Source organism: Qipengyuania sp. HL-TH1, from assembly GCF_036365825.1.
Lineage (GTDB): Bacteria > Pseudomonadota > Alphaproteobacteria > Sphingomonadales > Sphingomonadaceae > Qipengyuania > Qipengyuania profunda.
Genome location: NZ_CP142675.1, coordinates 3,033,714 through 3,058,996 on the forward strand (window position 1 = coordinate 3,033,714; position 25,283 = coordinate 3,058,996).

The following is a 25,283-nucleotide window of genomic DNA, read 5'->3' on the forward strand; positions in this document are numbered from 1 at the left end:
GATCAGAAATCCAGCTCGTCATCGCTGGCTGCATGCGTTCGCTCGGGCAAGCGCGAGAGGTCCTCGCTTATGCCCGCTCGATCACTCTCTGGCGCAACCAAGCTGGCAAGGCGCTGGGTCATTCCCAGCACATGCAATGCGCTCACAAGGACTGCGAGACCAACTGTCGGATCACCAGCTTCGAGCCGCTGAAGTGTCTGAACCGACACCAGCATTCGTTCCGCCATCAACCGCTGCGGCATTTTGCGGCGACGCCGGGCAAGCGCGATGTCCTTGCCGAGCTGAGTTATAGCTCGCTGGCTTTGTGGCGGCAGTCCGCTAGCTGCTCTGGAGGCGCGTGGCATAGGCAGTACATGACATATCATGTTAATTTATGCAATAGCGCATGATATGTCATGCATCCTATGACCAGACACGACAAGCTATTGCGGTCGCCGCTTCCTGTCAGGGTACTGCGGACGCCAGTAAGAGCAGAGGTAGGCTGTGGGGAGCGAGCCAAAAGGACCGCATAACCCATGCCCACTCATGAAGCGACAAGACCCACACTGGAAGGGACCGCACGCCGTATCTGCGAAAGTCGAGGCGGCAGATGGTCGGGCACGAAGGGCATGGCCTGTTGTCCTGCACATGATGACAGCACGCCATCGTTGGGCGTGACGCTCGGTCGCAAAGCCATCCTTTTTCACTGCTTTGCCGGTTGCGATCAGCAGGCAGTGCTTGCTGCGCTGGCACGCGAGGGCTTCAACGCTTCCATCCTATTCTCGGACTCTTCGTCAGCTGACCAGTTCGAGCCAATTGAAAAACGTAATCTCTCGCCGGCGGCGCTGAGGATCTGGCGCGAAGCGGAGCCTGTGCGTTCCAGCCCGGCCAAGGCCTATCTCAAGAGCCGCGGCATCCTCGCCGCCTCTTCTGCTCTTCGGTTTCATCCACGAACACCGCTGGGCCCCAAAGGACGCACCCGCTACCTGCCCGCCATGATCGCGGCGGTCAGTCTCGACATGGGGCCCATCGCCATCCACCGCACATTCCTGTCACAGGATCGCCACAGGAAAGCGGACTTCGACAAGCCCAAGCGCGCTCTTGGCTCGCTAGGTGAAGCTGCCGTTCGGCTCTTCGCCCCGGCGGATGCCAAACTCGGACTCGCTGAAGGGATCGAAAGCGCGATGTCAGCTTATGCCCTGACCGGCATCCCCGCATGGGCAACATTGGGCAATGAGCGCTTCGGTCTGGTCAGCATTCCCGACAGCGTGACCGAGCTTCATCTCTTCGTCGATTACGATGACGGTGGTGATCTCGCAGTCGAACGGAGCCTATCCGCCTATGCGCGAAAAGGCCGGACGATCCATGTCCGCAAACCATCTGTGCGAGGCACCGACTGGAACGACGAACTCCAGGCATGGCTATGCCGTAAGGCGAAGGTTTGAGAGGAGAGAAGGCTTTTCGATTTCCTGATCCGGCAGAGGGCGCGTGTCCCGATGCCTCAATCAGGAGGACGATAAGCCATGTTTCAGTCAGACCTTTTTCCCGCCCGCCAGAAATCTCAGGACGTTCCGTTGGCCTGCGCCATTGGCGTCAAAATTGCCGACCGTCTCGCAGCAGGATGCCATCTCACTCGTGCCGATATTTCGGACCTGTTCGCCGAGGAAACCGGAGTTCAGGACTGGGGCAGCGCCTGGACCATCGACGACTATAACAACGTGATCGAGATTGGCTCCCTGCTCTGGCTGCGTGGATCTTCGCGCATCGATCTGACGACCGGCTTCCACGAAGCGGAAGCGCGCTTCGATTGGCTCGACGCGGCTCTACCACCTCGTCACGTGCGCAGCGAAGGCCAGATCGAGCTTCAGCAATTCTCGACCCCTCCGATGCTGGCCTGGCTGTTTGCGAAAGCCGCGGCGCTTTCATCACGGGATACGCTGCTCGAACCCTCCGCCGGCAATGGTGCTCTCGCGATCTGGGCCTACGGCCAAGCCGCATCGCTTACTCTAAACGAGATCGATGCTGGCAGACGCGGCGGCCTGGCACACATCTTTCCGAAGGCCGCAATCAGCTCCCACGATGGCGAACTTATTGCCGACTTGCATTGCGGCCCAATCCCCTCGGTCTTCCTGATGAACCCGCCCTTTGCGCGTAGCGAGGAACGCGGCAGCGACGGTGGTACAGCATTGCGCCATCTCCGAAGCGCATTCAGAGCTTGCGTTTGTGGCGGCAGGATTGTCGCGACCATGCCAGATGGTTTCGATGCTTCGCGCTTTGCCAAGGCACAGGACGAGGCTTCGCTGCGGCTCGATGTCCGGTTGCAGCGGATGTTCACTCGGACGGGCACGGGGATCGCTGTCCGGCTGGTCGTGATCGACAAAATCCCGACGGGTAAAAGCCGACCGATCACCGGCGATACGTCCGAGTTGGGCGAGTTCCATGCGCTTCTCGCCGATCTTCCGCCTCGCGCCTTGATATCGGCTGAAGTGCGTCGCTTGCCGGTGCGCACGATGTCGAGGTCCGTGGAGCACCGCGCAGCGATCCGACCTTCTGCACCCTTCGCGACGACGCCAGTCGCTGGGACCGATGCGGTCGAACTCAGCTATGTTGCACTGGCGCAAGCTGCACCTGTGCCCGAGCAGGCAGGCATCTACCTTCCTTATCGCCCAAGCCGCATAGCGTTTGCCGATGCTCCGATGCATCCTACTCCACTGGTGGAATCGGTCGCGATGGGATCGGTCGCGGCACCTGTTCCGGAGGTCAGCCCGCTGCTCCCATCGAACTGGAAAGTGGATAAGCTCATCTCCGCAGCCCAGTGCGAGACGCTCATCTACGCCTGCAAGGCCTTTGATCGCGATCTGCCCGAACAGTTTCTACCGAGTCAGGAAGGGACGATGCTTGAGCTGGCCGAAGATGGCCATTCTTACCGACAGGGCTTCTTCCTTGGCGATGGGACCGGAGCGGGCAAGGGGCGGCAGATTGCGGCGGTCATGATGGATCGCTGGCTCGCAGGTGAACGTCGGCATATCTGGATCACCAAGAACGAGGCGCTGCTGGAAGATGCGCGCCGCGACTGGGAAGCGCTTGGCGGGCTGCCGCTCGATATCCAGCCCCTCTCGCGCTGGAAGCTTGGGCGACCCGTAACGCTGTCCGAAGGCATTCTGTTTGTCACCTATCCGACACTGCGCTCAGGGCGCGCCGAAGACACGCGCCTCGACCAGATCCTTGCCTGGACGGGCGAAGAGTTCGTAGGCGTGATCGCGTTCGACGCGTCCCATTCGATGGCCAATGCGCTCGGGTCTTCGAGCACGCGCGGCAAGGCTAAGGGATCGGAGCAGGGGATGGCGGGCCTGAGGCTGCAGAACCATCTGCCGCGCGCCCGCGTGCTTTACGCCTCCGCCACCGGCGCGTCGGAGATCGCTAATCTTGGTTACACCGCGAGGCTCGGCCTCTGGGGACCCGAAACCGCTTTCCCGACGCATGAAGGCTTCATGACCGAGATCCGCGCCGGTGGTGTAGCAGCGATGGAACTCGTTGCGCGCGACCTCAAGGCAAAAGGTCTTTACCTCGCCCGCGCGCTGTCTTTTGCCGGGGTCGAATACGAGATCCTAGAACACTGCCTGACCGAAGCGCAGATCAGTATCTACGACGCCTATGCCGAAGCCTGGGCGATCATTCACCGCAATCTCGATGACGCGCTCGAAGCCACACGAGTCGTCGACGAGGACAGCGGCGATACGCTCAATCGCAATGCCAAGGCTGCCGCGCTGTCAAAATTTGAAGGCACAAAGCAGCGCTTCTTTGCGCAGCTGCTTCTGTCGATGAAACTGCCGAGTCTCATCCCGGCTATAGAAGAAGCGCTCGGTAAAGATCATTCGGTGGTCGTGCAGCTGGTTTCGACCGCTGAGGCCATGCTCGACCGCCGCCTCGCCGATCTCAGCGACGAGGAACGCGAGGCACTCGATATCGACCTTAGTCCGCGCGAATACGTCATCGACTATCTCGCCAAGAGCTTCCCGGTGCGCCTGATGCAGGTCTTTACCGACGAGGACGGCAATCTGCGCTCCGAAGCGATGAGCGATGACGACGGTAATCCGGTTCTTTGCTCGCGTGCCATTGCCGCGCGCGATGCGCTGATCGAACAGCTTTGCGCGCTTCCTCCAATCGCCACAGCGCTCGACGCGATCATCGAGCATTTTGGGACCGGGGCGGTCGCCGAAGTAACCGGGCGCAGCCGCAGGCTCGTTATCGGCAGGGATGGGCAGCAGCGGCTCGAACGGCGAAGCGGCAGTGCCAATGTCGCCGAAGCGCAGAGCTTCATGGAGGGCACGAAGCGCATCCTCATCTTTTCTGATGCTGGCGGGACCGGGCGTTCCTATCATGCCGATCTCGACTGCCAGAACCAGCAGCGCCGCGTCCACTTCCTGCTCGAACCGGGCTGGCGGGCGGACAATGCAATCCAGGGGCTCGGTCGTACCAACCGCACCAACCAGTCCTCGGCCCCGCTGTTCCGACCGGTGACCACCGATGTGAAGGGCGAACGGCGGTTTATCTCGACCATCGCTCGCAGGCTCGACAGCCTTGGTGCCCTGACGCGAGGACAGCGCCAGACCGGCGGTCAGAACCTCTTCGATCCGGCCGATAATCTCGAAAGCGATTATGCTAGGGATGCACTCAGCCGTTGGTTCCACTTGTTGTATGATGGCAAGCTGGAGGCGACGAGCTTCGGCGATTTCGTCGAGCGAACCGGCCTTCGGCTCGAGAATCCCGATGGCGGGCTGACCGACAACCTTCCGACTATCCAGCGCTGGCTCAACCGCATCCTTGCTCTGCCGATTGCGCTCCAAAATTCTATCTTCGATGAATATCTGGGGTTGGTCGAAGCGCGAATCGAGGCAGCGCGCGAAGCTGGAACTCTCGATCTGGGCCTTGAGACGGTTCGCGTCGATAGCTTCGAAGTTCTCAGCGACGAGCTTTTGCGAGCCGATCCTGTTACCGGCGCAGAAACCCGCCTGGTCTCGCTTGGGGTGAAACGCCACCTACGCCCGCTCCGACTGAAGCGTCTCGTGCGGATGCACGAGATCGGGTCGCTTCACGCCATCCCGTTACGCAATGCGCGATCGGGCAAGGTTGCTCTCTCGGTCCCGGCCCGGCGGCTCATTGCCGATGATGGCGCGGTGATCGAACGCCGTCGGCTGCTCCGGCCGCTCAAATCGGCTAACTGGACGATCGAGGCACTCGGTGAAAGCTTGTGGGAGGAGATCGGCGTGACCGAGTTCACCAAGGCCTGGTGCACCGAGGAAGTTAAGGCAGCCGCTTCGCCAGTGACCGAGCGCCTTCACCTCGCAACCGGGCTGCTTTTGCCGGTCTGGAATCGCTTGGCGGGAGATCATGTTTGCGTCACCCGGCTCGTTGCCGAGGACGGCCAGTCGATCATCGGGCGCGAAGTGCTCGATGTCGATCTCGCCAAGATTGCCGAAACGTTCGGACTGGCAGGGGTGGCCGGTCCCTTGCCCGACGAACTGGGGAAGCTGGTTTTGGCGAGCGGCACGCCGCAGCCTCTTGCCAGTCATGACGCGCTGATGGTCAAACGCTCGCTGGTCGGAGGCGAGCAACGGCTCGAACTTACGGGATACGCGCCTGATCGGCTCGACTGGTACAAAACCATGGGCTGTTTCACCGAGATCATTCGTTACCGCACGCGACTGTTCGTGCCGGTCTCCAAAGCATCGATCATTCTACCCGCCCTGGCCGTCTGAACAGCGATCAGCCGCATGGCGATGGGTTAGAGGGGAGGGTGCCTTTGGGCTAGTCGGGCCATGCATGCCGCATGGCTCCTTCCCATCAGGAGACTACCCATGATCCAATCAATTTCCTTGAAAAAGCTTGTCCCGAGCCCGCGCAATGTGCGCAAAACCAGCGATCCTGCTGCCGACGAACAATTGAAAACCGATATCGCAGCACGAGGTCTGTTGCAGAACCTTGTTGTGCGCAAGGCGAAGCGCGGCAAATTCGAGGTCGAGGCCGGAGGTCGCCGCCTCGCTGCGCTTCAGGCGCTTGCCGAAGACGGTACGCTGGCCAAAACCCACGAAGTGACTTGCCTGGTCATCGAAGGCGAGGAAAGCGAGGTCCGCGAAGCAAGCCTTGCCGAAAATTTCCAGCGTCTCGCCATGAACCCGGCCGATGAAGCGCAGGCATTCTCGGCCATTATCGAGGCTGGTGGCTGCGTTGAGGACGTGGCGCGTCGCTTTGGCCTGACTGTCCGCTTCGTTGAAGGCCGCTTGCGACTGGCCGCACTTGCCCCCTGCGTGTTCGAAGCGCTTGCGGATGGCACAATCACCTTAGACATGGCCAAGGCCTACGGCGCGATCTCTGATGCCGATCGCCAGGCGCATGTCTATGCCGAACTGCAGGACGCCTGGTACCAAATCACGCCCGAAACGATCCGCCGTATGGTGTTAGATGCCAGCGTGCGCGGCTCAGACCCGCGGGCTGTTCTGGTCGGACGCGACGCTTATCTTGCCGCAGGTGGTCGCATCGAGCGCGAGCTATTTGACGATGATGCCAGCGAAAGCTGGATCGATATCGCGCTGCTTGAAGACCTCGCGCACAAGGCCATGGATGAAGCGGCAACGAAAAGCGCCCAAGAGCATGGCCTTGCTTGGGTGAGACCGACGCTTGGCAACTATGTCAGCCATGACCTCGTTGAAGGCCTCAATCGCTTGCAGTGCGAACCTGTGCCGATGACCGAGCAAGAGGCGCAGGAACTCGGTGAACTCGAGGCCGGCTACGACCGGGTGGCCGCTATTCTCGAAGACGAAGACAGCGACGAGGACGAGGTCGCCAAGGCCGAAGAAGAACTGGTCGCAATCGATCGTGCAATGCGTGCGCTCAACGATCGGCCACCGGTGCTTGCCGACGATCTCAAGGCAGATGCCGGCGCCTTCCTCGTTCTCTCGCGCAATGGTGAGCCCGCTCTGGTCCCGCAATTTTACACTGAGAGCGAAGTAATTTCGGAAGACGACGGTGTGGTCGAGCCGGTCGCCGGGGGCACCGAGACCAAGGGTAGAGGCAATTCGCTCTCTCAGCGCCTGCTCGATGAGTTGGCCATGCAGCGCCGCGATATCCTGGCGATCCATCTCGCTAACGATCCGGCACTGGCGCTCGACTTCATGGTTTTCACGCTTGCCGATGCTGATGGGCAAGACTGGCGTGCGAAGAAGGCTTCGACGATCTCAGGTTCGGCAGAGACTGGCCCCGTTACAGGTTTTGAGGCCAAGGATGCACCCGCTAGCGCCGCGCTCGCCGAGTTCGCCGGCAGCCTCGACGAGAGCTGGCGCTCTGGCGAAAGCGATGTCGAACGGTTCGAAGCTTTCCGGGCACTGTCCCATGAAGCAAGGTCCGCATGGCTCGGCCATGTCGTGTCGCGCACGCTCGTAGCCAGCCTGGCTTGCGAGGGTGAGCGCTCGGCTCCTCTCCACGAGGCAATCGGCGGCTTGCTTGAAATCGAGACCGCACATTGGTGGCGACCAACTGCGGCAAATTATTTCGACCGCGTGGCGAAGGCAAAGACGCTCGAGGCGCTTGACGCTGCGGGCGGGCCTGAATTGGTCAGCCGCTATTCGGCTTCCAAGAAGGCTGAGCTTGCCAGCGCTGCCGAACGAATATTCTCGGGCAATTTCATCGGTGAGGCGGGCACCAAGGAGCGTGCGCTCGCCTGGGTTCCGGACATCATGCATTTCCGAGGAACCGCTGAACCCGACGAAACAGTCGATCCCGATGAAGATACCGAAAGCGATGGCGAGATCACCGAGCAGGCCGCCTGATCCCTCCTGACAGGTTGAAGCCGTTCGGTAGGCGGTCCGTCCCTTCGGGGCGGGCCGCCTTTTCTCGTTAAGACCAGCTTGGGTTCCGCCATCGGCAAGGATCAGAGGGGAGGGGGCTTTTGGGCATCTGGCCCGGTGCAATTTCGTCCGGGCAATCAGGAGATTTCTCATGCGTAAGCTCAAACGCTCGCCAGCCTCCCGTTCACCGGCCCAGTCTCCGGCAGCACGGATTACCGCCACCATCATCGAAAAGCTTGAACAGGGCACCAAGCCTTGGATCAAACCCTGGCGCGGAGTTCCAATCTCCCGCCCTTTGCGCAGCTGCGGCACGCCATACCGGGGCATGAATACCTTCTGGCTGTGGATGATGGCCGAGGCATCAGGCTTCGCCTCGCCCTACTGGATGACTTACCGCCAGTGCGCAAAACTTGGCGGTCACGTGCGAAAAGGTGAGAAGTCGAGCATCGCCATCTTCTACAAGACCTACGAAAAGGAAGTCGAAACGCCCGATGGCGGTGAAGACACCGAGACCCGCCGCGTTCTCAGATCCTACGCAATCTTCAATGCGGATCAGTGCGATGACCTTCCGGCCATGTACAGTCCCGAGCCGCTCATGGAGCCGGTAGAACCCGCCGGACGCCGGCGCAGGATCGATGCATTCTTTGCGCGGATCGATGCGCAGCTGCGGCACACAGGAAGCGAAGCCTATTACGAGCCAGTCCTCGACCGCATCACCATGCCGCCTACCACGCTGTTCGAGGGATTTGACCATTACTATGCAACACTTGCCCATGAGCTGTCGCACTGGACCGGGCATTCGTCCCGGCTTGACCGCGATCTCAAGAACCGTTTCGGTAGCGAAGCCTATGCCGCTGAAGAACTTGTAGCCGAGCTTTCCTCAGCAATTCTGGGCGCTGAACTGGGACTTCCCGTTACCCATCTCGACAATCATGCCAGCTACATTTCGCACTGGCTGAAGCTCCTGAAATCGGATGACAGAGCCATGCTGACGGCAGCAGCAAAGGCTGAAGAAGCATCATCGCTGTTACTCCGCCTTGGCGGCCATGACGAACGCAGCGACCCTGAATTCGGCGATGATCTCGCCGAAGCAGCGTGAAGGGGAGCACGTCATGGGACGCTCTGTCAGCTACCCGCAAGGGGCCATCGTCGCTTTCTGCCTGATCGAGAACGAAGCGAGGGGCGACCCCGATTGGGAATATGAATGCCTGGTCGAAGATATTATCAGCACCGCGCGCGAAGCATTCCCCTCACTTATACCCCACGATGGCTGGCGCGGGCGCGAAGATCGGATACTACTCCGAAATGCCTATGCCGATTGCGGCATTTCCACTTATTGCGGTCTCGCAGCCATCTGGCTCGCCGAACGGAATGACAGCTTCTACTGGGAGGCAGATTATGACCGACCCAGAACTGGCCGAGCTCAGCGATGGCTTGACCAGGTGTCCGGCAAGTTCTTGCAGATGTTCGGCGAGATTCGTCAGATCGGGCGCTTCTCCAATGGCGAGGGCGTGTTTGAGCGGATCCATGTATTACCGCAGAGGCCACGAGATCGGCAGGCAGCCGAAAACTAGTTGTTCGTGCAGGCCCCGCTGATGATGTTGGCAAAGGAACTACGTCATGCCTCGTGCCTGTCCGCCGGGAGAGGCCCTGGACCGGCCGTGGTCTGGCGCAACCTGCAAGGCTGCGGCCCGTGTGGCCCGCGCCAGCCTTGCCTTGCAGGTTTCCCGCTTCGCGGTGCGCCAGCCCCCTTATTCCGGCCCTGATCGGGCTCCGGCGGACAAGGAGCGAGACATTCCGGTTTCGTAAGCTTTGCCGCCTGAGCACATCAGGAGGCTTAATCATGTACGATAGTTTTACCCAACAACTCGCCGGGCTCGACCTTGCAGGTCTAACCATCAAGCCTGCACCTTTCGATCCGTCCGATTTCCCAAGCGAGGAAGCGGTCGAGCAAACCTTTGCTGCCGTCTGGTCCGACATGTTTGTCATGTTCTCGGGGACATCGCTCGAAGCGGACGCGGAAGACGTGGCCTGGGGCTTCGTCAATCTGTTTCACCGTGCTGCCAGCCGTAAGTCTACGCAGCTCGACCGGGCGAGTGATGAAGTCCGGGCGCTCCTTGCAGCCGCCGACGGATCCGAAGTCCATTCAAGCAATCTCGAAGAGCAGATCGAACGCGCCCAGGCAGCCGAGGCAAGCATGGTGGCATTTGAACAGATGCGCGAAGTTGCCGCATCGCTTTATCTCGAAGAAACGGGTTCTTCATGGAAGCCATTTGTCGGTTCGCGTTCGAACCATTCGCGCAAAGTGACTTCTGCGGTTGTTGAGGCCCGCGATTTCCTGCGCGCGAGGGCTGAGCGGCGCCGGGATGCCCATAGTCCTGAGGGCACTGCAGTTTTATTCGCCGGTGGGCGACCCTCCTTTGCCAGTGCCGACGAGGCCAAGGCCTTCGCTTCGAACGTATGGGCTACGCTCGACAAGGTGCGCGACCGGGTTCCGGATATGTTTATCCTGCACGGCGGCGACAGCAAAGGTGTTGACCGGCTGGCAGCCTCCTGGGCCGAACGCCACAATGTCCAGCAACTGGTATTCAACCTCGATAGGAGGCTCGGAGCCCGTGCCGGCTTCAAGCGCAACGAGCAGATGCTCAAAATGGACCCGCGCTATGTCATCGCCTTTCCCGGCAATGGCGTACTTGAGCGACTCGTGATTGAGGCAAAATCACGCCGGGTCAGCGTAGTTGACCGTCGTGGACCTCTTGGGACAAATCCTCGCGAGAGGTGAAACTCTCTGTCAGCAAATCCATGGGGGTGTATCCCCTTTGCATAGGTAACGCTTGACTCAAATCTAGCACGTTCTACCGCTCCGCCGGGGCGCTCTCGTTCAGGGGGTGTTAGCGTCTGGGGCGCTAAATCGGGGGCTGCAATGCAAACTGAATTCACTCTGACGTATGATGGTCCAGCCCTTCGCGGGCACGAGATGAACGTCCGTGACCTTGCGCCTGCGATGCTCGGTGTGGGTGAAGTGTTTGAGGCCCTGAACAGGCTTTACAACGGCAAGGCTGCCGATGTTGCCGTCAACGTGCGCGCCCACCAACCGGCATGTTTTACCGTAGTGTTTGACGTTTCGCAGGCGATCAAATCAGCGACAGAATTCTTATCTGGCACGGAGTTGACCGCTGCTCTCAATTTGAAGGATCTGTTGTTTGGCACTGGCGGGGTCGGTGTCGGACTCATCTTGTTGGTGCGCAAGCTTCGTGGCCGGATGCCAGAGCGGGTAGAAAAGCTCACGCCTGGTATGTTTCGTCTATTCCTGGAGGGCGAGCACTACGACGTTCCCCTAGAATTGCTCCAAGCCTACAAAGAGCTGTCTGTTCGGAAGGCGCTAGAAAAGTTCATCACAAAGCCGCTCGCCAAACCCGGTATCGACGTGATGAAAATCGAGAGCGGCGGGCGTGAAATTGAGCGGGTTACAGAGGAAGAGGCCCCGTATTTCGCCGCTCCAGATGTGCCTGACGACGTGATTATCGATGATACGCGACGGGCAGCCTACACGATAAGCAACCTGTCTTTTGACGAGGACGGGCTATGGCAGCTGAACGATGGCAACAATCCGATCCGCGTATCGATCGAAGACACCGAATTCCTGCGAAAGGTTGAGGCTGACATCATCCGCTTCGCCAAGCACGATGTTCTTGTCTGCATGGTTCACTTTGTGCAGCGGCGCACCGCAAAAGGCGGAGTTGCGAACGAGTATACCGTAGTCGAAGTTCTGGAGCATATACCGGCACCTCGCCAACTACGTTTCCCAGAACCGGAGGAAGGCCCAGATGACGACCCTGCGTGAAGCCCTAGAGCAAGGGAAGCTCGACCAGTTCATCGCCGAACACAAAGGCGAGGTTGGCGACCAAGCCGAGCTAGAGCGGATCATCCGTTCAATGGCCGGAACGTCGAAAGAAGCTCCGGAAGCATCGTCTCCGGACGATTGCGACGATTGAAGCGATATTCGAACTCCTTGACGTAGCTGTTCAGGTGCTTCGCGCTCACGCTGGTATGGGTGCCGTTGATTGAGCATTTCAGGTGCCGCCAGAAATTCTCGATGCCGTTGACCGAAACCGTCTCGGCTAGGCGATAATCGTAATAGGCATATTCCATCGCGCCGTGGTTCACGCGGGCGTGGCGATAACCGGCATCCGACAGGCTGGCATAGCTGCGAAGCTCGTCAGTGTGGACGTTGCCGCCGATCCGCACGTTGGCGGTCACAAACGGTTCTAGGGTTGCACGGCGCTGGTTCGGCACCACTTGCGCCACAATGTCGCCGCCACGTTGCAGAGCGCCCACCACGACCGTCTTAGCGGCGCTTCCGCGATTGTGCTTGCCGCGTTTCACGCCGCCCATGAGCGTTTCGTCAATCTCGACGTTCGTGCCTTCGCCGCCAATCGGAATGTCGCCGTCAACGTCAGCCATGTGCTCGCGGATCAGTTTCGCCATGCGCCATGCGGTCTTGTAGGTGACGCCTAGCTGGCGCTCCAATTCCTTACCCGACACGCCATGGCGCGTGGTGGTGAACAGGTGGATCGCGTAGAACCACAGTTGTAACGGGGTGCGCGTCTTTTCGAACGGGGTGCCCACGGTCGGGTGCAGGTGGTGTCCGCACCACTGGCAGGAATAGGCCCGCTCCGCCTTGATGCGGAACCACTTGGAAGCGCGCTCGCACTTCGGGCATTCGAAGCCCTGCCCAAAGCGAACTTCGAACAGATGATTGAGGCAGGTTTCGTCGTCAGGAAACTTGCGGAAGAATGCGGCGGTGGTGAGGGGCTTCGTCATACATATTGTATAGCAGACCTAGTTACGTATGGCAAGGGGATACACCCCAATCCATGTACCGGCCACTCCAAACCAAGCGAGAAAATGAGCAATCTTCTCATTCATCCGCAGAAGCCTTGGTCGCTCCGTAGATCGATATCAAGCCAGTGATGGTTTGATACCTCTTGCATTCTGTGATGCTGAGAAATCCAGCTTGTTCCATAAGCGGTACAAGCGCGCCGTCCGCGTTTGGCTGCGTGTCTGAAACACCGTCGAGCTGCTGTATCGTTGCTCTGAACAGGACACGCATGAGGCGTGATTGCTGCTCGCCGTAGTCTGCTATGAACAGGCGTCCACCTGGCTTAAGTGCTTCGTTTATGTCGCACAGCAAGCGGAGCTTCTCTTCATAAGGCACTTGATGGAGAACGAGGCAGAGTGTGGCGATGTTCGGCGCTGGCCATTTGGCAACAGTGGCCACCGAGAATAATCCATGTTTGAATTCAGCATCTATTCCAGCTCGCCCCGCTTTCTTTCGTGCGATCTGGATCGCATCTTCGTCTGGATCGATCCCGAAGTACGTCGTGGCTGGGTTTTTCGTGGCCAGTAGTGGCGCCAGGCTGCCGGTACCCGCCCCAATGTCGAGCAGGACCTCGTTACACTTGGGCTCAATCAGGTCCACAAGGTCTCTACGCCACCTTTTTTCGCGGGTCGAAAGTCGGACCCCGATATCGTAGAGTGGCGTGAGAATAGGATAACCGGCTGGCGGCGTATAGACTGCATGTTGATCGGTCATGCCTGTCTCTCGCTTTGTGGGCCGAGCTCCGGCAGAGACTGTGCCTGCTTTCTAAATGGTTCGGCCAACTGTGCTAGATAGGCATCCGGATAATCTTCGATGCCAGCGAGGCCAATCGCCCCCGCTCTGATATGCTGGCTCGACCCAAAGCGCGCTGTACCAAGCAGAACATCCCAGAGCGTCAAGAAGAGACCGAAATTGACGTCGCCGTCCGTTTCGGATGCGAGGTGGTGGTGCCGATGGACTGGAGCGACGGCCCAGATATATGCCAACGGCCCGACCCGCATGTCGACGTTCGAGTGCTGTAACTGGAGCTGTATCAGCACCGCAAAGGAAGCCACGGCGGCGACATCGAGAGGGATTCCCAGAAGAAGCCAGGGCAACGCACCGGCGGTAACCTCGATGAACTGGTGGACTGGATGCTTCAGTAGCCCGTTGAAGCCGTACATGCGGCGTACCGAATGATGCACGGCGTGAAAACGCCAGAGAAACGAAACCCTGTGACTGGCGAAATGGGCAAGGGTAATCCCCACGTCGAGGAGTACAATAGCCATTGCTACATCGGCCCATAAGGGCAGCGTCTTTGGCCAGGCTGATTCCCAAGGGACAAGGCTTGTGATGAGCGGAAGAAGCAGCACCATAGCCACAAGAGATCCTTCATTCACGAGGGCATGCAAAATGTCTCTACGGCCATCGCCATGGCTCGAGTTCCACTGGCTTTCGAAAGGCGCGATACGCTCGGCGGCGAGCGAGGACCCAATCGCGGCGATGATCAGAACGAACAACCAGGCCGGCGAACTACCCGAGGACACGATCGCCGTAGCGCCCCCGACAAAGCCGAAAAAATAGAGCGGGCCATAGAGATAACGAAAAACGGCCATTGCAGCCTCCATCAAACGATGGTTCCGTCTACGCTCCCTTAGGGCCCCGGTATTGAACGTTTCGCTGGTGTCTTAACGCACGATGGTAATCTCGATTTTTGCGAGACCCTGTGATGGCGTCACGCCGAACCATTCGACCAAACGACGGGTAAAATGCGCTTGATCGGAAAACCCACCTGCGGCCGCGGCGGCAGCTAGACTATGAGACTGGTGGAAACCTTCGATGGCACGCTGAACTTGCAACCATTGCAGGAGCTTGGTCGTCGGCACTCCAAAATCTCGAATCGCAATTTCCCGCATCCGCGTGGTCGAAACACCGACGGCTTTGGCCAATTCCGAAGGTGTCGCCCCGGGTTCGATCCGTTGCAGCGTAGAGCGGAGGCGCGGGTCGATTTGGCTCGAACCCTTCCGGTTCAAAAAGCCTTCCATCCATTTGCGTGCCTCGTTCCCAGATCCAACCAGAGCCAATGCATTCGCTTCAGCGGTCGAAAGCCGTTCCAGTCCAACACTCTTGTTGAGGTCACGGGTTCCCATGAAAAACGGATCGACATACAGATTTCGCAGGATGGCACCGGATGGCGTCAAGCGGTGAACCGTGGTGGCAGGGATGAGAACAGCTTCACCGGGCGACAAGCGAAGATCTCGGTCAGCGTTAATGCTGCAAGAGTCGACCAGCGAAAGACTGATCTGGTGTGCCAGATGACTGTGCGGACGGTTCTCTCCTGTTTGGGCGTCGAGAAGTGCCCAGCCAAATCCGAGCATCATGTTGCCCTCCCATGAGGCGTCGGTGCTTCTCAAAGAGCGATTTCGTCTTAGCTGCTGTGCAATCGGACGTTCCTTTCTGAGAGATCTCAACGCGTTCCCGGCTCTCCTCAAGTCTCTTTCAAAGACCGCTCACTGCGCCGGATATCCTCGAGAATGATCTTGCTGCCTGGCAGCGCCGGCATCCGGGAACGATCGATGCGCAGATCCTGCGGGGGAAGCCGATATTCCATTTCGCAAAGAAGCATTCGCAACGCGCGCTCCATCACTTCGAGCACGACCGTCTCGCCGGGGCAGCGATGATTTTTCGGGACATCGCCGCCGCCCTGAGGGATCAATGCGAACGCGGAAATGCCTTCCTCGCGAAAGCGCTCCGGATTGAAGGTTTCCGGCTCGTTCCAGAGATGAGGATCAGTGTTGGTTGCGTGCAAGTCGAGCAGGAAACGTCGCCCGGCGGGAAAACGGACATTTCGCCACCGGAAGTCCTTTCGGCTTCTGGCAGCGACCGCAGGAAAGAAGGGATAGAACCGGCGCACTTCCTGGACGAAATAGCCCATCTCAGAGCGATCGGATGCAGGGGTCGGAGCCAAATCGGGAAACGAATGGAGAGCATGCGCCAGGAGAGTGATATAGACAGACGCTGCGACGGTTGGGCGCAGAACGTTCAGCAGTTCGACGGCGGCGATCTTGGGACTTAGCAGCGCGCCATTCTCATCCCGGTGCCCAGCGATCACAGCCAGCGCGGATTCAGCGTGTGGGACCAGACGGCTATCGCGCACATCCTTGATGATGCGAGCGAGCCACGCTTCGGACCGGCTGCGAGCGCGCCGGGCTTGAAAATGGCCCAAGCCGAGCGCGGCCGCGCGGTCGAAGAGTAGAACAAGGTCGCGAGTTCGCTTGATGCGCTCTTCAGCCGGTAGTGGCACTCCGGCCCAGTCGCACACTGCTTCGGCCAATATGGGATGCAGCGCTTCGTAGAAGATTACCTGCGTTTCCCGGGTCCATGCCGGGAGCTGGGCCAACCACATTTTTTCGAATTTCTCTCCCAGAGCCTCGACACGCTCTTGCGTCAGCAACGACACGAACATTTCCTTGCGCCGCAAATGCCGCTCGCCATCCAGACCCTGGACTCCGCCCTTGCCAGTCAAAGTCGCCCGAACCGGTTCCGGCATCGCGCCGTCGCGCGACATTCGCGCTTTATCGTAGAACATCTCGGCCGCAGCTTCGCCGCGCAGGCACACAGTCCGCCGGAGCAACAGGCGGGTTTCGAACATATCGCCACCGGTTCGCGAGCAGACCGTGCTTACGAAGTCATAGGGCCGCCTCAGGAAATGGAGTGTGCTGTCGACGGACCCTTGCGGTATGAGTTCTTCGCTCTGTTTTATGGAACGATTCATAGACCAATACCGTCCTTTCGATTTGGCATATCGGTGCCGAGCCAGCCACAGCGAAACCAACCGGCTCGCTTTTGACTATGCTCCCGCCGATAAGTCTCGCATTGCCCCTTTTGCCGCGATCAATCCTGCGGCTGCGGTGTGACGCGCAGATAAGGTTTTACCGTCTCCCAGCCTTTGGGGAATTTCTCACGCGCTTCTTCATCGCTGAGCGAGGGCACGATGATGACGTCCTCGCCATGCTGCCAGTTCACAGGCGTGGCCACGCTGTAGTCGGCTGTCAGTTGCAGCGAATCGATGACCCGCAGGATCTCTTCGAAATTTCGACCCGTGCTCGCGGGATAGGTCAGCGTAAGTTTCACCTTTTTATCGGACCCGATTACGAAGACCGAGCGTACGGTAAGAGTGTCGTCGGCCTGTGGATGGATCATTCCATAGAGATTGGCGATTTCACGATCCGGGTCCGCGATCAGCGGAAAGTTGAGAGCATGACCCTGGGTTTCGGCTATGTCGCCTGCCCAGGATCGGTGGTCTTCGAGTGGATCAACGCTGAGACCGATCACTTTAACGCCGCGTTTGTCGAATTCCGGTTTCAGGCGGGCAACCTCACCAAGTTCCGTTGTGCAAACAGGAGTGAAATCCGCAGGGTGCGAGAACAGCACCGCCCAGTCGTCACCCATCCATTCATGGAACTTGAGCGTGCCATCGGTTGTGTCGGCCTCGAAATCGGGTGCGGTGTCGCCAAGTTGAAGTGTCATTGAAAATCTCCTGTGGTGAGCGCTAACATAGCGTGTTCCATCAGCAGATGGGTGCTACAGTTACTGTAGGTGCAAGCGAGATCGCGACGGAGCGGCGTTCTGGCGCGACGGACGGCATCAGGAGCGCGCTGGTGTTTCGCTCGCCCGCGCTATGCGGAACCCTAGGCCCTTCCTTGCCTTACGCTATTTTTAACTCAGTTCATGTCGGGGCGGTTTTCAGGCTGCTCTTCGCCCACCAGGACCAAAAGCCCCAGTCCCACTACGATCGCGACGTCGGCCAGATTGAATGATGGCCAATGAAGAGTATCCCAGTATAAATCGATGAAGTCTCTGACAGCACCGAACATCAGCCTGTCCGCAACGTTGCCGAGCGCTCCGCCAATCGCGAGGCTCAAGCCGAGCGCATGGATGGGCGATCGGGTTCTCATCAGCCAAATCCCGAGTAGTCCCGAAAGCAAAACGCCGATCGCGATAAGGATAACCGGTGCTGCTTCACCAGCCAATCCGAATGCCACGCCGCTATTGGTGATGGCGACTAGATTGAAGCCCGGGAACACTGCGATCACGTTACCCGAACCAACGAAAGAATGCGCCCAGGTTTTCGACAATTGGTCGAGGCCGAAGCTGGCCAGAATCATAACGGGCGCAAGCCGTTTCGCCGCGCTCAAGGTCATCGGACGCTGGATGGTGCATTTACGACCACCATCTTTTCTTCGCTCATATCGGCCATCGTGTAACCGATACCGCCTGTTCCGAGACCCGACTGACGGCGTCCTGCGAACGGCATCCAGTCGACGCGAAATGCGGTATGATCGTTGACCATTACGGCTGACGCGGCCAGCGTTTCGACGCAGTAATCGGCCCAGGACATTCGGTCGGTAAACACAGCCGCCTGAAAGGCGTAGGGAAGCGCGTTCGCTTGGCCGAACGCAGCATCGACGTCGTCGTATCCGTAAATGCAGACCACAGGGCCGAACACTTCCTTCTGCGATACATCGGCGTCGCACGGCGGATCGACAAGGACCGTGGGCTGGTAAAGGGTGGAACCCATGCGCTTACCCCCTGCGGCGAGCCTGGCGCCGCCCTGAACGGCTGCATCGACCCAGGATGCGACGCGGTCGACTTCGGCAGGACGAATGAGCGGACCGCATTGGGTTTCCGCTTTGGTCGGATCGCCCACAGTCAGCGCTTCTGCTCCCTCAGCGAGCTCGGCAGCGAAGTCCGGCAGTTCGGCCCGCGGAACGAACACGCGCTGCACCGAGACGCAGACTTGTCCAGAATGATAAAAGCCGCCTTTCAGGAGAGGAGGAATTACCTTGCCGCTTGCGACGCCCTCATCGACGATGACCGGAGCCGCGCCACCGTGTTCCAGTGCCAGGCGGGTGCCCGGCGCCAGTTTGGAGCGGAGCATCCAGCCAACTCTGGCCGAACCGATGAAGGAGAAAAATGCCGTCCGCGAATCGATGACCATTTGTTCGGCGACATCGTTCGAACATGGCACAAAGCGGCACCAGCGTTCATCGAGTCCGGCTTCATAAAGGATTTCGACGAAGCTCTTGCAGGAAAGGGGCGTGTCCTTGGCCGGTTTCACCAGAACAGGGCATCCGCTTGCAACTGCCGGTCCCACCTGATGGGCGATCAGGTTCAGAGGATGATTGAAAGCGGAGATCGCCACGACCGGCCCAATCGGCTCACGGAAGGTATAGGCTTTGCGTCCTGCTCCAGCCTGCGTCAGGTCCATCGGGATTTCGCGCCCGCCGCTGGCGAACAATTCGTGTATGCACAATTCGACGCTCTGAATGGCGCGACTGGTTTCCACGCGCGCGTCGACGATGGGTTTACCGCCCTCGAGCGCAATCTGCATTGCCAGTGTCTCCGCGCGCTCGCGCATCAGCCCGCTGGCGCGCTGCAGGATGGCGATGCGTTCATGCGCGGGGAGCCGCGCTTGTCGGTCTTCGTGCAGCGCGCGCGCCTCGTCGAGCCAACGATCGACTTGCGGCCAGTCGACCAGCTCAACGCTGCCAATGCATTCCTGGTCGTAGGGATTGAGGACCTGCCACGTCATTGGGGACACTCCATCGCCTTGAGTTCATCGATCAGAACCTTGCGGTTCTCGGAGTAATCCACCGGCAAGTCGACGAGGTGAACGCCGCCGCTTTCAAACGCTTCATTCAAGGTCGGTACCAGTGCCTCGCTGCTTTCGATCCGGTGGCCCGTCGCACCATAACTCTTCGCATAGGTAACGAAGTCGGGGTTGGCGAAGCTCAGACCGTAATCGGGAAAGCCAAGTTCTTCCTGCTTCCACCGGATCATACCGTAAGCGGAATCATTGAGGATGAGTACGACGAGGTTGAGGCCGAGCCTGACCGCGGTTTCCACCTCCTGCGAATTCATCATGAACCCGCCATCGCCGCATACGGCGAGCACGCGGCGCTCGGGCGACAGCATCGCTGCCATCATCGCCGAGGGGAGACCCGCTCCCATCGTCGCCAGCGCGTTGTCGAGCAGAATCGTGTTCGGCTCATGCGCGATATAGTTGCGGGCGAACCAGATCTTGTAGATGCCGTTGTCGAGTGCGACGATGTCGTCGCGGCCCATGACCGCCCGTACATCTGCAACGATGCCCTGGGGCACCATCGGAAAGCGGCCATCGTCGCTGCCTTGGCGGATGTGCGCCGCGATGTCCTCATGGACTTTGGCGTAGGCTGCCGGGTCACTAGGGTGTTTGCCGCGCAGCCGGTTTCCCAGTCGCTCGACAGATCCGGCAATATCGCCGATGACTTCCAGCTGCGGGAAATAGACCTGGTCGACCTCTGCGGCCTTGTAATTCACATGGATAACAGTGCGTCCGTCAGGCTCCATGAAAAAGGGCGGTTTCTCGACCACGTCATGGCCGATATTGACGATCAGATCGGCACGATCGATGGCGCAATGAACATAGTCATCCGATGATAGAGCCGCCGTTCCAAGATACAGGGGGCTTGCCTCATCAAGCACTCCCTTGCCCATTTGCGTATTGAAAAACGGAAATTGGGTGTCGTCGACGAACTTTCGGAGAGCCTTACAGGCGCTACGTCGGTTGGCCCCGGCACCAACCAGTAGCAGCGGGCGATCGGCGGCCAGAATACGCTCGGCGGCTTCGTCTAGCGCGGCATCTCCGGCGACCGCATATTGGCGAGGGTGGGGCGCCACGACCGGTTCGGAGGTTTCCTCCTCGGCAATATCTTCAGGCAGCTCCAGCAGAACTGCTCCGGGCCGCTCTTCCTGGGCCCTCCTGAAACCCTCTCGTACGAGCGAGGGAATCCGCTCTCCATTTACGATCTGCTTCGCCATCTTGCACAAGGGGGTAAAAAGCGAGACGACATCGACGATCTGGAACTGTGCTTGCTTCGAGACCTTGATGGGTTTCTGGCCGGTTATCATGACAAGCGGGAAAGCGCCCAGAGCGGCATAAGCCGCGGGCGTCGTGAGGTTTGTCGCCCCTGGCCCCAGCGTGGCAAGGCATACACCGGCGTTACCGGTAAGACGTCCATAGGTTGCCGCCATGAACCCTGCCCCTTGCTCGTGCCGGGTAACGATCAGACGGATCGACGAGGTCCGCAGTGACTCCAGAAGATCGAGGTTTTCTTCGCCCGGAACCGCGAAGATATACTCGACGCCTTCGGCTTCCAACGCGGCGACAAGAAGATCGGATGCTTTCATGAAATGGTTCTCGCATTGGTGAGGGCCTGGAGGCCGTCGGTGGCAGGTCTTCTGCCCGGTTACTGATTCAGGCTGTGACGGTGAATTGCCCCATCATGCCGGCGTCTTCGTGCTCGAGGATGTGGCAGTGATACATGTAAGGCAAATCCGGGTCGGTATAGTCCTCGAACCGCAAAAGGAGCCGCACGGCTTCGCCCGGATAGACGACAACCGTGTCCTTTAGCCCCTGTTCCGTCGCATCAGGGGCCCTGCCGTTCCGGTCGAGGATACGGAACTGCACATCGTGGATGTGGAACGGATGCGCCATCATCGAGGCATTCTCGACCTGCCAGATTTCGGTGGTATTGACCCGTACTGTCTCGTCGATACGCTGCATATCCATCGATTTGCCGTTGATGGTGAAACCACCTCCACGCATCATGCGCATTCCCATGCCCATATCGAGAACAAAACGGCGCGTGCGAACGGCATTGCCCGGATCGACCTGAGGCAAAGTAGCGAGCTGGCGAGGCATAGCGATCGCCCGCCTGCGGCTCGCGGTCGGCTGGATATCCAGCACGATAAAGCGACGCCTTTCATCCATCATGCCGCCCATCATCCCATCGCGACGCTCCTCTTCGCCCATCATACCGCCACGGCCGCCTCGGTCGCCCATCATCCAATTGTCCGTCGGCCGGTCGGAATCGCCCACGGGTCCGGACCCTCTCATTCCCCGGCCCATATTTCCCATACCCATGATTTCGAGCCCGTCCGCAAGCAGCGAAACCGGCCTTCCATCGCTGACATCGACGATTACCTGCGCGCGTTCGCCGGGAGCGAGAACAACATTGTCGGTTGGCAGCGGCGCAGTGAGCAAACCGCCGTCGGTTCCGATCTGATGGAAGCTGCGGCCATCGTCGAACCCGAAACGGTAAAAGCGTGCGTTCGAGCCATTGACCAGACGCAGCCGAAGGCGATCAGACTTTGCTTCAAAGACGGGTTCGACGATGCCATTGACCAGCATCGTATCACCCATCATCCCCATCATGACATTGTGCATACGTGTGGAGTAAATGAGGCTTCCATCGCTCGCGAAAGCGCGGTCCTGAACGACCAGCGGTATATCATCGATGCCATAGTCGTTTGGAAGGTCGAGCGCCTCGCTCGCGCTGTCGCGGACGTAGATCATTCCGGCCAGACCCTGATAGACCTGTGGCCCAGAGCGACGGTGCGCATGCGAATGATACCAGAACATCGATGCGCGCTGGCGGACATCGAAACGCGCGGTCCAGCTGCCTCCTGGCTCGATCGGTTGATGCGGTCCGCCATCGGCGCGCGCAGGCAGATGAAAGCCGTGCCAGTGGACGGTCGCCGTTTCGGATAGATCGCTCGTGACATTCATCCGCACCGTATCGCCCGCGTTCAGTTCAAGCGTGGGGCCGAGATAGGGCTGGTTGATGCCGATGGTTGGCGTTTCGATCCCGTCAAAAAATTGCGAGACGCCGTGGCGCAGATTGAGATCGAAAACCCTCTCGCCGCCTTCTCGTTCGCCTGAATAAAGAGGAGGAATGAGAAGTTGCGAGCGTGCCGTTCCCGAAGCAAGCGTTGCTTTCTTGCCTATCAATAGGTCGCGCCCGGCATATGCGGCTATCCCCAATGCACCTGCGCCAAGCATCGCACCGCCAAGAATGGAACGTCTGTCGATCATATCGCTTTCCTGCGACCGGAGCGCCGCTAGCCGGATTCGGCTTGCGGCGTCCGCACTTGCAGGCCTTTCGTTCTGTTGCGCCAATAACCCAGCGTGATCAGGGCGAGTGTGAGGATTTGCGCTGCCACCGGCTCGAGTGCTGGTGCAATGCCCAGAATCGGAACGCGGGGCAGGTCCGGAAGCGGGGTGATGCCCAGCAGACCGGCTTCCTGGAGGCCCGAAATGCCCTTCCCGGCCAGAACGACGGCAAGAATGCCGATCAGGATCGAGCTGTACGCGAAGAAGGTTCCGATCGGCAGTCGGCGGCTGTAGCGCAGCATCGCCCAGGCGATTAGTCCGAGCAACACGACTGCGGAGGCGGCGCCGCCGAGAATTGCGTCGGCATGCCCCTGAGTCCAGAGCGCCGCGAAGAAGAGAATCGTTTCAAAGACCTCCCGATAAACCACCAGAAACGCCAGCCCGAACAGAAACCATGCGGACCTGCGCGAGAGAGCGTGCTGCATGGTTTTCTGGATATAGCGTTGCCATTCGCCGGCCTGCGACTTGCCGTGCATCCAAATACCGACCGACAGCAGGACGAGCGCGGCAAAAAGCGATCCGAACCCCTCTACGAGTTCACGGCCTGCTCCACTTATGCCGATCAGGTAAGTCGCTGCCACCCAAGTCAGGCCACCGGCGACAAGGGCCGACAGCCATCCGCCATGGACGAAGGGCAGAACTTCCGTTCTCTCGGCCTTGCGCAGGAACGCGATCATCGCGATCACGATCAGCAATGCCTCGAGCCCTTCGCGCAACAGGATCGCAAAGGCTCCTGCGAATGCCGACGCCTCACTGGCATTGTCCGGGGCGAGGACCGTCTCGGCGCGGTAGAAAAGAACGTCGAGCGCATTCACCCTTTGGGCGACGGCGGCCAGCGGATCCCCGCGACCTATTGCCGCTCGAAGCTCCGCCATGCCGGTTTCGACAGATGCGAGCAGGTCTGCATCGCGCGTGCTTAAAACGGCTTCCAATGGTTCGAAGCCATCCAGATAGGCCGAGAGTGCGAGTTCGCGCGCTTCGGCCTCATTACCCGCTTCGTAAGCGGCAAGACTTTGCTGCAAGCGTTTGCGTGCCAAAGCGAGTGAGCCGGTCGTATCGCTCGCCATGGCTTCGGGATGAGCCCGCAAATAGGCCATAACGGCATCGGCACGCTCGGTGCTGATCGCCTCGCCAAGGGTTGCCGGCGTAAGGCCGGATAGAGCGGCGAGGTCAGGAATACGCGCCCGGATTTCCGGATCGTCGTTCCAGATCCGTCTGCCGCGCTCCACATCCTCAAATGCGATCGACCCTGAATAGTAGGCCAGGCTCCAGCGATCTTCCGCCCCGAGATCGGAAAAGCCCGGCATGGCCGTTCCCTCCAGACCCTGTCCAATGACCTGGTAGAGCGCGAAAGCGCTTCGCTCGCGGGCACGGACGACGTCGTCGAACGCGATTGGCGGGGGATCGAGTCCCTCTGCCGCGGGGCCGTCGCCTCCTCCGCTCACGCCATGACAGCTTGCGCAGTTCTGGGCGTACAGCGCGGCACCTCGCGCGAGGTCGGGTGCCGCCTCGGGAGCAAGCGGAACGGGAAACGCCGCGATCAGCTCGCTTGCCAATCTGCGCGCGTCTCGTGCGACGACAGCAGGCTCCACCTTCGTCGAGATTGACTCGACGAGAGCCTCTGCCTCCGCAACCAGCTGGGCACGGTGCGCGTTTGCGGGCAGGGCAGCCATGCGTTCGGCTACCGAGGCAGAAAATTCCTGCATTTCGGCATACTCCAGCTCGTTCGTGACTTCACCGCCTTCGACCGCTTCTATGTAATCCACCGCGATGTAGTCGAGCAGGCGCCAACTCGTTTGGACTTCCTCGTGCGTGTCTGCGGAAGCGGGCATTGCGACTGCCATCGCCAGAATAGCGATTAGCTGGCCGACAAAGGCGCGTAGCGTCATTTGGAGACGACCCTTTCGAGAGCTGAAGCGTGTTGCGCGCGAAGTTCCTCGGTTGCGCGCCGGACGATGAGGTAAGCCGAATGCAGGAATATCAGCGCGATGATCGCCGCGACCAAAAGATCCGGCCAGGCTTGCCCGGTCCAGGCGACCAGCGCTGCAGCGATGATCACTCCGACATTGGCGATCGCGTCATTGCGGCTGAACAGCCAGATCGCGGATACATGTGCGTCGCCTTCGCGAAACCGCATCAGCACAAGCGCCGCCGCGATGTTCACCACCAGTGCTGCAGCCGCGATACCGCCCATCAAACCGGCTTCAGGCGCAACTGCGTTTAGTGAGCGCCAGACTGCCAGACCGATTACTCCAAGGCCCAGTGCGCCCAGAAACAGGCCCTGTGCCAGCGCGACCCGGGCGCGCGTGCGGGCAGTCCACGCAAGAGCAAGGATGCCGATGAGCGTGATCGATCCATCGCCGATGAAGTCGAGAGCGTCGGCCTTGAGCGCTTGGCTGTCCGCCAGAAACCCGCCGAAGGCCTCGAAAACGCCAAAGCCCAGATTGAGCAATACGACGATCCAAAGGGCGCGGCGATAGGCGGGGTCTGCGCCTGCTCTTTGCGTATCGCCTGTGCAGCCGCAATCCGATGTTTCGTTATTCGACATGAGGCATTAGGTAACACCTCTAGCAACTGTAGGAGCAAGCCAAAATTGCGAATG

The 25,283-nt window shown here is 59.7% G+C and carries 19 protein-coding genes and 1 pseudogene; 7 read left to right on the top strand and 13 right to left on the bottom strand.

Annotation, left to right across the window (positions count from 1 at the left end; translation table 11 throughout):
- Positions 1-2 precede the first annotated feature (2 nt).
- On the bottom strand, positions 3-344 hold the full coding sequence (locus VWN43_RS15535; protein WP_156493942.1) for a helix-turn-helix domain-containing protein: 342 nt from the start codon (positions 342-344) through the stop codon (positions 3-5).
- Positions 345-653: 309 nt separating this feature from the next.
- On the opposite strand from VWN43_RS15535, the gene VWN43_RS15540 reads away from it, so the two are divergent.
- The 7 genes from VWN43_RS15540 (at position 654) to VWN43_RS15570 (ending at position 11,667) form a co-directional block, all read left to right on the top strand.
- Positions 654-1,424, top strand: a complete 771-nt coding sequence (locus VWN43_RS15540) for a DUF7146 domain-containing protein (protein ID WP_369795349.1) — start codon at positions 654-656, stop codon at positions 1,422-1,424.
- 78 nt (positions 1,425-1,502) lie between these two features.
- Positions 1,503-5,738, top strand: a complete 4,236-nt coding sequence (locus VWN43_RS15545; RefSeq protein WP_063510579.1) for a strawberry notch family protein — start codon at positions 1,503-1,505, stop codon at positions 5,736-5,738.
- A gap of 99 nt (positions 5,739-5,837) precedes the next feature.
- A complete protein-coding gene (locus VWN43_RS15550) occupies positions 5,838-7,805 on the top strand; it encodes a ParB/RepB/Spo0J family partition protein (protein WP_063510580.1) in 1,968 nt (655 codons plus the stop codon).
- Positions 7,806-7,974: 169 nt separating this feature from the next.
- Positions 7,975-8,922, top strand: a complete 948-nt coding sequence (locus tag VWN43_RS15555; protein WP_063510581.1) for an ArdC family protein — start codon at positions 7,975-7,977, stop codon at positions 8,920-8,922.
- Positions 8,923-8,935: 13 nt separating this feature from the next.
- A complete protein-coding gene (locus tag VWN43_RS15560; RefSeq protein WP_063510587.1) occupies positions 8,936-9,397 on the top strand; it encodes a hypothetical protein in 462 nt (153 codons plus the stop codon).
- A gap of 269 nt (positions 9,398-9,666) precedes the next feature.
- Positions 9,667-10,605 (top strand): DUF2493 domain-containing protein, encoded by a 939-nt coding sequence (locus tag VWN43_RS15565; protein ID WP_063510582.1) that lies wholly within the window; start codon positions 9,667-9,669, stop codon positions 10,603-10,605.
- Positions 10,606-10,746: 141 nt separating this feature from the next.
- Positions 10,747-11,667 carry an LAPAL motif-containing putative phage structural protein gene (locus VWN43_RS15570; protein WP_063510583.1) on the top strand — a complete coding sequence of 307 codons (921 nt, stop codon included), beginning with the start codon at positions 10,747-10,749 and terminating at the stop codon, positions 11,665-11,667.
- A gap of 146 nt (positions 11,668-11,813) precedes the next feature.
- Here VWN43_RS15570 and VWN43_RS15575 read toward each other — a convergent pair.
- The 12 genes and pseudogenes from VWN43_RS15575 to VWN43_RS15630 all read right to left on the bottom strand — a co-directional run.
- Positions 11,814-12,647: pseudogene (locus tag VWN43_RS15575) on the bottom strand (IS1595 family transposase); the annotation flags it as partial.
- Between the two features lie 97 nt (positions 12,648-12,744).
- Positions 12,745-13,419 (bottom strand): class I SAM-dependent methyltransferase, encoded by a 675-nt coding sequence (locus VWN43_RS15580; protein WP_063511937.1) that lies wholly within the window; start codon positions 13,417-13,419, stop codon positions 12,745-12,747.
- Entirely contained in the window at positions 13,416-14,300 is an 885-nt protein-coding gene (locus VWN43_RS15585) for a sterol desaturase family protein (protein WP_156493941.1), read from the bottom strand. The genes VWN43_RS15580 and VWN43_RS15585 overlap by 4 nt, the downstream gene beginning before the upstream one ends.
- Before the next feature lie 72 nt (positions 14,301-14,372).
- Positions 14,373-15,065 carry an AraC family transcriptional regulator gene (locus VWN43_RS15590; protein WP_082835443.1) on the bottom strand — a complete coding sequence of 231 codons (693 nt, stop codon included), beginning with the start codon at positions 15,063-15,065 and terminating at the stop codon, positions 14,373-14,375.
- Positions 15,066-15,172: 107 nt separating this feature from the next.
- Positions 15,173-16,336 carry a cytochrome P450 gene (locus VWN43_RS15595; protein ID WP_320181106.1) on the bottom strand — a complete coding sequence of 388 codons (1,164 nt, stop codon included), beginning with the start codon at positions 16,334-16,336 and terminating at the stop codon, positions 15,173-15,175.
- 242 nt (positions 16,337-16,578) lie between these two features.
- The gene (locus tag VWN43_RS15600; protein ID WP_063511792.1) at positions 16,579-17,214 is read right to left on the bottom strand and encodes a peroxiredoxin; all 636 of its coding nucleotides are present in this window, start codon (positions 17,212-17,214) and stop codon (positions 16,579-16,581) included.
- A 194-nt stretch (positions 17,215-17,408) separates the two neighbouring features.
- Positions 17,409-17,852 (bottom strand): signal peptidase II, encoded by a 444-nt coding sequence (gene lspA, locus VWN43_RS15605; protein ID WP_063511796.1) that lies wholly within the window; start codon positions 17,850-17,852, stop codon positions 17,409-17,411.
- A gap of 32 nt (positions 17,853-17,884) precedes the next feature.
- Complete coding sequence (locus VWN43_RS15610; protein ID WP_063511793.1) at positions 17,885-19,279, bottom strand: aldehyde dehydrogenase family protein; 1,395 nt, start codon at positions 19,277-19,279, stop codon at positions 17,885-17,887.
- A complete protein-coding gene (locus VWN43_RS15615) occupies positions 19,276-20,916 on the bottom strand; it encodes an acetolactate synthase large subunit (RefSeq protein WP_320181105.1) in 1,641 nt (546 codons plus the stop codon). Before VWN43_RS15615 ends, VWN43_RS15610 begins: the two co-directional genes overlap by 4 nt.
- Before the next feature lie 67 nt (positions 20,917-20,983).
- Positions 20,984-22,603, bottom strand: coding sequence for a multicopper oxidase family protein (locus VWN43_RS15620; RefSeq protein ID WP_320181104.1), 1,620 nt, complete (start codon positions 22,601-22,603; stop codon positions 20,984-20,986).
- A gap of 26 nt (positions 22,604-22,629) precedes the next feature.
- A complete protein-coding gene (locus VWN43_RS15625; RefSeq protein WP_320181103.1) occupies positions 22,630-24,570 on the bottom strand; it encodes a cytochrome c/FTR1 family iron permease in 1,941 nt (646 codons plus the stop codon).
- Positions 24,567-25,229, bottom strand: a complete 663-nt coding sequence (locus VWN43_RS15630) for a cation efflux transmembrane domain-containing protein (RefSeq protein WP_063512540.1) — start codon at positions 25,227-25,229, stop codon at positions 24,567-24,569. The genes VWN43_RS15625 and VWN43_RS15630 overlap by 4 nt, the downstream gene beginning before the upstream one ends.
- Positions 25,230-25,283 lie beyond the last annotated feature (54 nt).

Excerpts from the sequence above, each read along its gene's own strand:
- VWN43_RS15610 (WP_063511793.1), bottom strand. The coding sequence starts at position 19,279 with ATGACGTGGCAGGTCCTCAATCCCTACGACCAGGAATGCATTGGCAGC.
- VWN43_RS15600 (WP_063511792.1), bottom strand. The coding sequence starts at position 17,214 with ATGACACTTCAACTTGGCGACACCGCACCCGATTTCGAGGCCGACACA.
- VWN43_RS15595 (WP_320181106.1), bottom strand. The coding sequence starts at position 16,336 with ATGTTCGAAACCCGCCTGTTGCTCCGGCGGACTGTGTGCCTGCGCGGC.
- VWN43_RS15620 (WP_320181104.1), bottom strand. The coding sequence starts at position 22,603 with ATGATCGACAGACGTTCCATTCTTGGCGGTGCGATGCTTGGCGCAGGT.
- VWN43_RS15580 (WP_063511937.1), bottom strand. The coding sequence starts at position 13,419 with ATGACCGATCAACATGCAGTCTATACGCCGCCAGCCGGTTATCCTATT.
- VWN43_RS15560 (WP_063510587.1), top strand. The coding sequence starts at position 8,936 with ATGGGACGCTCTGTCAGCTACCCGCAAGGGGCCATCGTCGCTTTCTGC.
- VWN43_RS15590 (WP_082835443.1), bottom strand. The coding sequence starts at position 15,065 with ATGATGCTCGGATTTGGCTGGGCACTTCTCGACGCCCAAACAGGAGAG.
- VWN43_RS15535 (WP_156493942.1), bottom strand. The coding sequence starts at position 344 with ATGCCACGCGCCTCCAGAGCAGCTAGCGGACTGCCGCCACAAAGCCAG.
- VWN43_RS15565 (WP_063510582.1), top strand. The coding sequence starts at position 9,667 with ATGTACGATAGTTTTACCCAACAACTCGCCGGGCTCGACCTTGCAGGT.
- VWN43_RS15550 (WP_063510580.1), top strand. The coding sequence starts at position 5,838 with ATGATCCAATCAATTTCCTTGAAAAAGCTTGTCCCGAGCCCGCGCAAT.
- VWN43_RS15615 (WP_320181105.1), bottom strand. The coding sequence starts at position 20,916 with ATGAAAGCATCCGATCTTCTTGTCGCCGCGTTGGAAGCCGAAGGCGTC.
- VWN43_RS15555 (WP_063510581.1), top strand. The coding sequence starts at position 7,975 with ATGCGTAAGCTCAAACGCTCGCCAGCCTCCCGTTCACCGGCCCAGTCT.
- VWN43_RS15545 (WP_063510579.1), top strand. The coding sequence starts at position 1,503 with ATGTTTCAGTCAGACCTTTTTCCCGCCCGCCAGAAATCTCAGGACGTT.
- VWN43_RS15570 (WP_063510583.1), top strand. The coding sequence starts at position 10,747 with ATGCAAACTGAATTCACTCTGACGTATGATGGTCCAGCCCTTCGCGGG.
- VWN43_RS15630 (WP_063512540.1), bottom strand. The coding sequence starts at position 25,229 with ATGTCGAATAACGAAACATCGGATTGCGGCTGCACAGGCGATACGCAA.
- lspA (WP_063511796.1), bottom strand. The coding sequence starts at position 17,852 with ATGATTCTGGCCAGCTTCGGCCTCGACCAATTGTCGAAAACCTGGGCG.
- VWN43_RS15585 (WP_156493941.1), bottom strand. The coding sequence starts at position 14,300 with ATGGCCGTTTTTCGTTATCTCTATGGCCCGCTCTATTTTTTCGGCTTT.
- VWN43_RS15625 (WP_320181103.1), bottom strand. The coding sequence starts at position 24,570 with ATGACGCTACGCGCCTTTGTCGGCCAGCTAATCGCTATTCTGGCGATG.